This is a genomic window from Cognatishimia sp. (genome assembly GCF_964229375.1).
Classification (GTDB): Bacteria; Pseudomonadota; Alphaproteobacteria; order Rhodobacterales; family Rhodobacteraceae; genus Cognatishimia.
This window is the reverse complement of the sequence record NZ_CAXREH010000064.1, coordinates 1-8,759: the sequence shown is the minus strand read 5'-3', so window position 1 is coordinate 8,759 and position 8,759 is coordinate 1. Positions and strand designations below refer to the sequence as shown.

The 8,759-nt window shown below is 58.4% G+C and carries 11 protein-coding genes; 10 read left to right on the top strand and 1 reads right to left on the bottom strand.

What is annotated here, in order from left to right; genetic code table 11:
* Positions 1-122 precede the first annotated feature (122 nt).
* The 8 genes from alr to ACEQWH_RS04980 all read left to right on the top strand — a co-directional run bounded on the left by alr (position 123) and on the right by ACEQWH_RS04980 (position 5,771).
* A complete protein-coding gene (gene alr, locus ACEQWH_RS05015) occupies positions 123-1,157 on the top strand; it encodes an alanine racemase (RefSeq protein WP_370228617.1) in 1,035 nt (344 codons plus the stop codon).
* On the top strand, positions 1,154-1,936 hold the full coding sequence (locus ACEQWH_RS05010; RefSeq protein WP_370228616.1) for an MlaE family ABC transporter permease: 783 nt from the start codon (positions 1,154-1,156) through the stop codon (positions 1,934-1,936). The genes alr and ACEQWH_RS05010 overlap by 4 nt, the downstream gene beginning before the upstream one ends.
* On the top strand, positions 1,933-2,691 hold the full coding sequence (locus ACEQWH_RS05005) for an ABC transporter ATP-binding protein (RefSeq protein WP_370228615.1): 759 nt from the start codon (positions 1,933-1,935) through the stop codon (positions 2,689-2,691). The genes ACEQWH_RS05010 and ACEQWH_RS05005 overlap by 4 nt, the downstream gene beginning before the upstream one ends.
* Before the next feature lie 14 nt (positions 2,692-2,705).
* Entirely contained in the window at positions 2,706-2,963 is a 258-nt protein-coding gene (locus tag ACEQWH_RS05000; RefSeq protein ID WP_370228614.1) for a hypothetical protein, read from the top strand.
* Between the two features lie 22 nt (positions 2,964-2,985).
* Positions 2,986-3,417 carry a paraquat-inducible protein A gene (locus ACEQWH_RS04995; protein WP_370228613.1) on the top strand — a complete coding sequence of 144 codons (432 nt, stop codon included), beginning with the start codon at positions 2,986-2,988 and terminating at the stop codon, positions 3,415-3,417.
* A gap of 12 nt (positions 3,418-3,429) precedes the next feature.
* The gene (locus tag ACEQWH_RS04990) at positions 3,430-3,741 is read left to right on the top strand and encodes a hypothetical protein (RefSeq protein WP_370228612.1); all 312 of its coding nucleotides are present in this window, start codon (positions 3,430-3,432) and stop codon (positions 3,739-3,741) included.
* 86 nt (positions 3,742-3,827) lie between these two features.
* Positions 3,828-5,195, top strand: a complete 1,368-nt coding sequence (gene radA / locus ACEQWH_RS04985; protein WP_370228611.1) for a DNA repair protein RadA — start codon at positions 3,828-3,830, stop codon at positions 5,193-5,195.
* A gap of 24 nt (positions 5,196-5,219) precedes the next feature.
* A complete protein-coding gene (locus tag ACEQWH_RS04980; RefSeq protein WP_370228610.1) occupies positions 5,220-5,771 on the top strand; it encodes a CvpA family protein in 552 nt (183 codons plus the stop codon).
* 17 nt (positions 5,772-5,788) lie between these two features.
* Here ACEQWH_RS04980 and ACEQWH_RS04975 read toward each other — a convergent pair whose 3' ends face one another.
* Positions 5,789-6,259, bottom strand: a complete 471-nt coding sequence (locus ACEQWH_RS04975; protein ID WP_370228609.1) for an AAC(3)-I family aminoglycoside N-acetyltransferase — start codon at positions 6,257-6,259, stop codon at positions 5,789-5,791.
* 266 nt (positions 6,260-6,525) lie between these two features.
* Here ACEQWH_RS04975 and purF point away from each other — a divergent pair, with 266 nt between their 5' ends.
* Together purF and ACEQWH_RS04965 are read left to right on the top strand one after the other, a co-directional pair.
* Positions 6,526-8,043 (top strand): amidophosphoribosyltransferase, encoded by a 1,518-nt coding sequence (purF, locus tag ACEQWH_RS04970; RefSeq protein ID WP_370228608.1) that lies wholly within the window; start codon positions 6,526-6,528, stop codon positions 8,041-8,043.
* A gap of 33 nt (positions 8,044-8,076) precedes the next feature.
* Entirely contained in the window at positions 8,077-8,724 is a 648-nt protein-coding gene (locus ACEQWH_RS04965) for an SDR family NAD(P)-dependent oxidoreductase (RefSeq protein ID WP_370228607.1), read from the top strand.
* Positions 8,725-8,759: the final 35 nt, after the last annotated feature.

Genomic DNA, 8,759 nt, shown 5'->3' with positions numbered 1-8,759 from the left:
CCGCCATCACACAGATTTCCGCCTAAAATTCACCAAGCGACCGCCGTGACGCTGGCACGAAGCGGCCTGTCGCTCTATGGTCGCGTCAACAAGACGAAACAAAGCCCGAGTAGACCCACGATATGGCCACTGCAACGCTCTCAATCGACCTTACGGCGCTGACCAACAACTGGCGCGCTCTGGATGCAATGACAAGCTGCGAAACGGCTGCGGTCGTCAAGGCTGACGGCTATGGGTTGGGTGCTGATCGCGTTGCGCGCACACTGGCCAATGCCGGAGCCCGCACCTTTTTCGTTGCCGCAACAGAGGAAGCCGCCTCGCTCAGACAGGCGCTTGGGCCGGGTCCGGTCATCAACATTTTCTCAGGCCATATGGCGGGCGATACCGACATGATCGCCGACTTGCACCTGACGCCCATGTTAAATTCCATCGATCAGATGCTGCGCCATGTCGAAGCCCTGCCCGACCATCCCTTTGGCCTTCAGCTGGACACGGGCATGAACCGCCTTGGGATGGAGCCGGGCGAATGGGCGGCCCTGCGTGAGCTGGCAGAGCCACAGAACCCCACGCTTGTGATGTCGCATCTTGCTTGCGCAGACGAGCCTGATCACCCGATGAACCCGCACCAGCTTCAGTCGTTTCTCGCCATGACCGAGGGGATGAACACCCCCAAAAGCCTTTCCGCGACAGGGGGAATCCTGCTGGGTCCGGACTATCACTTTGACATGACCCGCCCCGGCGTCGGGCTATATGGCGGGCAACCTTTTGCACAGGCCGAACCGGTGGCACATGTGTCGATCCCGGTCATTCAGGTCCGCGATGTCGCCAAGGAGGAGAGCGTCGGCTATGGCAACACATGGATAGCAGAGCGTGACAGTCGCATCGCAACCGTGGCGGCGGGATATGCCGACGGTCTGATCCGCGCGATGGGTCAGAATATGAACCTGTTTCACGGCTCGACCGCCTGTCCGGTGGTCGGCCGCATTTCGATGGACATGATTGGCGTTGACGTCACACATCTGGGCGAAGACCCACGCGAGCTGGATATTCTGACCGAAGATCAAACGGTTGACGATCTTGCAGCCGCCGCGGGCACCATCGGATATGAAATCCTCACCTCTCTTGGCGCACGCTATCAACGGCGGTACAGCACATGACTTTGCTTGCCCCGCTGCGCGTACTTGGACAGCTCACTCTCGCGGTTCTGACCACAATCGGTCAGGTCACAATCTTTGCTGCGCAGGGCATCAGCCACATCTTTCGCCCGCCATTCTACTTTCGGGAATTCCTCAATGCGCTGCTACAAATCGGCTGGCTCTCGCTGCCTGTCGTGGGCCTAACCGCCTTCTTCACGGGCGGTGCGCTTGCGCTGCAGATCTATGCCGGCGGCGCCCGCTTCTCGGCCGAAGCCGTTGTGCCGCAGATCGTCGCCATCGGCATGGTGCGCGAACTGGGTCCGGTTCTGGTCGGCCTGATGATCGCAGCCCGCGTCACAAGCTCGATTGCCGCAGAAATCGCGACGATGAAAGTGACCGAACAGATCGACGCCCTCGTCACGCTTTCGACCCATCCCATGAAGTACCTCACCGCGCCACGCGTGCTGGCAGCCCTGATTGTCGTGCCATTGCTGGTCGGTATCGGCGACATCATCGGCATCTATGGTGGCTTTGTCGTGGGCACCAGTCAGCTTGGCTTTAACCCGGCGAGTTACATTAAGAACACCGTCGACTTCCTTGAATTGGCTGACATAATCAGCTCTCTCATCAAAGGATGCGTCTTTGGCGGCATCGCGGCCACCATGGGATGCTACTTTGGCATGAACTCTGGACGCGGCGCACAGGGCGTTGGCGAAGCGACGAAATCCTCTGTCCAGGCCGCAGCCGTTCTGATCCTGGCCGCCAACTTTATTCTGACCTCGGTGTTCTTCAGCCAATGATTACGCTTGAAAATGTCCATAAATCCTTCGGCCCCAAACATGTCCTGCGCGGCGTGAACCTGACCGTTCCCAAGGGCGAGAGCATGGTGATCATTGGCGGCTCTGGCACCGGCAAGTCCGTCTCGATCAAAAGCGTGCTCGGCCTGGTCACACCCGACAAAGGCAAGATCATCGTCGATGGCGAAGACGTCACCCACGCAGGCATCGGGGCCGACCGCGACGCCTTTCTGGCGCGCTTTGGCATGTTGTTTCAGGGCGGCGCGCTGTTTGACAGTTTGACGGTCTGGCAGAATGTCGCCTTCCGCCTGCTGCGCGGCACGCTAAAACGCCCCAAGGCCGAGGCCCGCGAGATCGCGATCGAAAAGCTGCGGCGCGTAGGTCTGACACCGGATGTGGCCGACCTGTTCCCGTCCGAACTCTCAGGTGGTATGCAGAAACGCGTAGGCCTGGCCCGCGCCATTGCTGCCGATCCTGAGATCATCTTTTTTGATGAACCCACAACGGGTCTCGATCCGATTATGTCGGGCGTTATCAACGATCTGATCCGAGAGATCGTGGTCGAAATGGGCGCAACCGCGATGACCATCACCCACGACATGACAAGCGTACGCGCCATTGCCGACAAAGTCGCCATGCTACATGATGGCGTCATTCAATGGACGGGCCCCGTGGCCGAAATGGACACCAGCGGCGATCCCTATCTAGAGCAATTCATTACCGGCAGCGCCGAAGGACCAATCGAAGCGGTGCGTTGATAAAGGAGACCAGTATGAAGGACGTTCTTCAAAAACAGATTATCGACCCGCTAGAAGAAGCGGTCGAAAACGAAGAAGTTTCAATACGGGTCATGCACAGAATAAAAGGCCTGCTGCCGTCGATCACCGACAGCGCACGGCAAGAGGTCGAAGAGATTCTCGAGGCCTTTCTGGACGCTGATGAATGTGGTGAATCGGAACGTGCGCTGGAAGAGATGCAGAAAATGCTCGGCTATCTCGAAGGCTATCTGCTTCTGATGCCCGACAGCTAGAGCCGGTCCAAGACCCACGCACATGCTCCGCTACGCCAATCTCGCCCTCCTCATCCTCGTCCCAATCAGCTGGTTCGCACCGCTAATGCGCGCAGGCCTGCTGCCGATCTTTGGCCTCTCGGAGATCTCTATCATTTCGGGCCTGCAAAGCCTCTGGCAGACCGACATCATTCTGGCCCTTTTGGTCACAGCATTCGCGATCTTTGCACCGCTGATGAAAACCATTGGCCTCGCGCTCATCCATTTCCGGCTGATGCGGCGCAAAGCCCTGCCCGCCCTCACCATCCTTGGCAAACTGGCCATGGCCGATGTGTTCCTGATCGCGCTCTATATCACCGTCGTCAAAGGCATCGGTGTCGCCACCATCGAAACCGCATGGGGCCTTTATCTGTTCACCGGCTGCATTCTTGCGTCGCTTGCCATCAGCCATTTGACAGACCGGCCAAAACCCTGAACAAAGCGCGCCATGTCACCTGATCTGCTTATCACATTCTTTCCGCTGGTCGTCGCACTGGCGGCCTACCCGCGTGGCCGACACGGCGAAAAGGCCGGCCGCCTTTCAACGCTGGCGTTGATCTTTGCCTGCTGCGCGGTCAGCGCGCATATCTTCGTCACCCGTCAAGCCGCAGGCGCCAGCCCGCTTTTGCTGCTCACCAACGCAGCCTGTGTGTTGCTCACCCTGTTTTTTGCCGCCCGCGTCGCGCGCCTAGAAGGGCTGCGCTGGTATGACGGGGGCGTGCTGCTTTATGCAGGCCTAACCGCCTATCTGACCGCCTGATCTTTCTCTTGCTCAAAATATACCCGCCGGAGGCATCCGAGCCTATCCGCAATTGACCACGTCGAAATTTGGGGTAAAACGAGAACATGGCAAAGAGCAAAACCACTTTCTCCTGTACCGCCTGCGGGTCGGTTTTCACGAAATGGTCCGGAAAATGTGACGGATGCGGCGAATGGAACACCATTGTCGAAGACACGCCAATTTCCGCCGGTCCCTCCAGCGCGACGCTTGGCGGCTCTAAGGGCAAATCCATAACCCTGACCGACCTGCGACACGAAGAAACCCCGCCACCGCGCACCCTTTCCGGCGTCAATGAACTGGATCGCGTGTTGGGGGGCGGTCTGGTGCCGGCCTCAGCCATTTTGGTAGGCGGGGATCCGGGGATCGGCAAATCCACCCTTCTCTTGCAGGCCGCCGCAGAGTTCGCCCGCAAAGGTCTGAAAACGATTTATGTCTCAGGCGAAGAGGCCTCGGCTCAGGTCAGAATGCGTGCGCAACGGTTAAAACTGACCGATGCGCCTGTTCAATTGGCCGCGGAAACCAATCTGCGCGATATTTTAACGACGCTGGATCAGGAAAAGCCGCAACTGGCGATCATCGACTCGATTCAAACCATGTGGAGCGACACCGTCGGTTCTGCGCCCGGGTCCGTCAGTCAGGTGCGCGCCGCCGCGCACGAGCTGACCTCTTTTGCCAAGCGCAAGAATATGGCGATTGTGATTGTGGGCCACGTCACCAAAGAAGGACAAATCGCAGGCCCGCGAGTTGTCGAGCATATGGTTGACACGGTGCTGTATTTCGAAGGCGAGCGCGGCCATCAGTTCCGTGTGCTGCGGGCGGTCAAGAACCGGTTTGGGGCAGCAGATGAGATCGGCGTGTTTGAAATGACCGGGCGTGGGCTTAGTCAGGTGACCAACCCGTCGGCGCTGTTTCTTGCCGAGCGCGGCGAGCCTGCGCCCGGGTCTGTTGTCTTTGCAGGCATCGAAGGCACGCGGCCGGTTCTGGTGGAACTTCAGGCACTGGTTGCACCCAGCCCACACGCCCAGCCAAGACGTGCGGTCGTGGGGTGGGACAACAGCCGCCTTGCGATGATCCTTGCAGTGCTTGAGGCGCGCTGTGGCATCCCGTTCACCGGGCTGGATGTCTATCTGAATGTCGCCGGCGGCATGAAAATCAGCGAACCCGCCGCCGACCTTGCCGTGGCCGCCGCCCTTATTTCCGCGCGCGAAGACAGCGCGATTCCCGCCAAAACCGCCATTTTCGGCGAAATTTCACTGTCTGGGGCGCTACGTCCGGTGTCCCAGACCGAAAATAGGTTGAAAGAAGCGTCAAAACTTGGTTTCACAACAGCCATAGCGCCAGTTGGTGGGAAAGCGGCACAGGTCGAGGGTATGTCCCAGACTCAGTTCGCGGATCTGGCGCAATTCGTTGGGGATATATTCGGGGCCGGTTAACGGACGAAAGAAGCAGGAATACTAATGGACGGCTTTACAATTATCGACGGCGTTGTCGCGGGCGTCATCATCCTTTCGGCACTTCTGGCCTATTCGCGTGGTTTCGTGCGCGAAGGCATGGCGATCCTTGGCTGGGTATTGGCTGCCGTGTTGGCGTTTGTGTTCGCGCCACAGGTCGAGCCTCTGGTCAAAGAGATCCCTGTGGTGGGTGAATATCTTGCCGACAGCTGCGAGCTCGCCGTGATCGCGGCCTTTGCTGCGGTCTTTGCCGTCGCATTGGTCGTCGTCTCGCTGTTTACGCCGCTCTTTGCCTCGATGGTGCAGCAATCCGCTCTGGGCGGCATCGATCAGGCGGTCGGTTTCATCTTTGGCGTGCTGCGCGGCATTCTTTTGGTCGCGATCGCCTTCTTTGTTTATGAAACCGTGATGGTGAACCAAAGCATCGACATGGTTGATTCCAGCCGTTCGTCTCAGGTGTTCAGCCGCATGACCCAGCAGATCGAAGATCGTGACCCTCAGCAGGCCCTTGGCTGGATCACAACCCAGTACGAACAGCTGGTCGGTTCCTGCAACTAATCGCAGCAAGACCAAGTCTATCCCGCCGGTTTACCCATCGGCGGGATATCAAAATGCAAAACCTCTTCGCGAAATCCTAGTTTTTCATAAAGGGCCACGGCGGGCGCATCCTCATTGTCGGCCTGCACAAAGCTGACCCACGCCCCGCGCTGCTGTGCAATCCTGCTGACTTCCGCGATCAACGCGGTCGCAACACCCTGACGCCTCAGCGCTTCGTCCACCGCCAGATCATAGATATAGATCTCGCTGCGCGCCTGCTCGAACTTCTCAAGCTCATAGGCCACAAGCCCGCCGCAAACATCCCCATCGTGCAGGGCAACCAAGGCCACCACATGCGGTTTGTTCAGCAAGGCTGTCAGATAGGCACCCTCTGGCGGCGTTTCGCAATAGGTGGCAGGGTCTGAAAAACAGCGCCCAAAAAGCGCGTTTAATGCCCGCGCCGCATCCATATCACCGGCCCGCAGCCGCTTGACTGTCACAGACCCCATCTCACAGACCTTTCCAGAACCAAAACTTGGCAAAAGATTTTGTCACAAAGGACAAAATGTCCATTGTTACTTTCGTGACATGTTCCGCCGAAGTCACTATAGCATGCGCAACACTCACACGGATTCGGAGCCCAGCTTGTCCTGCCACCTGCCCCGCCCTTTCAAAGACGCGCGTGTTCGGCACCTGACAGCCTCCGTCCATTCCCTTCCCTACAATGTTCGCTTGGCGCTAGACCACGCGTCACGATCCTGAACGGAGACTGCACATGTGCGGCATTCTTGGAATTTCCAACCAAAGCGATGACGTCTTTGCCGAGATCTATGACGGCCTATTGATGTTGCAGCACCGGGGCCAAGATGCTTCGGGGATGGTTACATATAACGGCGAGTTCTTCCGTGAGAGAAAAGCCAATGGTCTGGTCAAGGACGTCTTTGGCAAAAGCGACGCAGAGGTTCTGACCGGGCGCGTTGGCATCGGCCACGTCCGCTATCCGACGGCGGGATCGCTCAGCGCATCTGAGGCGCAGCCTTTCTTTGTGAATGCCCCTTACGGAATCTATCTGGTTCACAACGGCAATATCACCAACACCGCCGAACAAGGCCAGAAAGTCACCGCAAAATACAGCCGCCACCTGCGGACGACGTCTGACTCGGAAATCCTGTTGAACGTTCTGGCGGACAAGATTTTTGACAGCATCAAAGTCAACGGCAACGGCGACCCGATCCGCAACATCTTTACCGGTGTGCGGATGACGATGGAACGCGTTCAGGGGGCCTATTCCGTTATCACCATGATTGCAGGCGTCGGCCTGATGGCCTTCCGCGACCCGCGCGGCATCCGTCCGCTGTCGGTTGGCAAACGTGAGAATGCCAATGGCGTCGAAGAGTTCTGCTTCGCCTCCGAAGACGTAGCCTTTGGTATCAACGGCTTTAAAAAGATCCGCGACGTGGCCCCCGGCGAAGCCATTCTGGTGGATATGGACGGCAAGATGCACAGCGCGCAATGCGCCGAGGGAGACCTGACGCCCTGTATCTTTGAATACGTCTATCTGGCGCGTCCGGATTCTCTGCTGGATGGGATTTCTGTCTACAAAACCCAGATGCGCATGGGCCAGACGCTGGCCGAGCAGATCAAAGCGTCCGGTTTTGACATCGACCGCATCATTCCCGTGCCAGATAGCGCCCGCCCCGTGGCGCTTGAGGTGGCAAAGGCCACCGGCATCCCCTATCGCGAGGGCTTGGTAAAGAACCGTTATGTCGGCCGGACCTTCATCATGCCGGGTCAAGCAGAACGCAAGAAATCGGTGCGACGCAAGTTGAACGCCGTCCCGCTTGAGTTTGAAGGGCATAATGTTCTGCTGATCGACGACTCTATCGTGCGTGGCAACACATTGCATAAGATCGTTGAAATGTGCCGCGAGGCTGGCGCGAAAAAGGTCTATGTGGCCTCGGCCTCTCCGCCCGTGAAATTCCCGAACGTATATGGCATCGATATGCCGACACGCCACGAATTGATCGCGCATGGCCGCAGCAATGAGGAAATCTGTGCAGAGATCGGCGCTGACGGGCTGATCTATCAGAAACTGGACGACCTGATCTGGGCGGCCCATGAGGGCAACAAAGACATCGCCAACTTTGACTGCTCTTGCTTTGACGGGAAATATGTCACCGGCGTGGACGAGACCTACCTGAACCAGTTGGAACAGAGCGGGCGTGTCAGTGCCAAGATCAAAGACATGCCTGTTCCGGGCACGTCCTGGAACGCCCAGAACATCGCCTCGTAAGCCGCTATAAACACAAGAAAAGACACAGACGTCATGACCGAACAGATCGCTCTTATCACTGGTGCTTCCCGCGGCCTAGGGTTTGCCTGCGCCGAAGCGCTTGCGCCTGCCTATCACGTGGTCGCCGTCGGGCGCACGGTCGGTGGTCTCGAGGATCTGGACGACGCGATCAAAGCCAAGGGCGGCGCTGCCACTCTTGCGCCGATGGATGTCAACGAACCAGACGCCATGGCACAGCTTTGCCGTTCGCTCCATGATCGTTGGGGCAAGATTGATCTGTGGATTCATACGGCAGTCCATGCCGCCCCACTGGCTCCCGCCAGCCATATGGACCAGAAAGACTGGGCCAAGTCTGTCGCCACGAATGTCACAGCAATGGGCACGCTGATCCCGTTTGTGTCTCCGTTGCTGGGGGCTGGCTCTCAGGCGATATTCTTTGATGACGCAAGCGCGGGTCAGAAATTCTTTGGCGCCTATGGTGCCACCAAAGCTGCACAGATCGCCTTGGTCAAAAGCTGGCAGGCCGAGTGCACAAGCACCGACACGCAAGTGTCCATCCTCACGCCAAACCCGATGCCGACCAGCACACGCGCGCGCTTCGTCCCTGGCGAAGACCGCGCGGCCCTGACAGCGCCTCGCGACGAGGCTAATCGCCTTCGGACTGCGGCAGGATTGCTCTAATTCGCCGCGCGCGGCCAGCCAATGGTTGCCCGCAC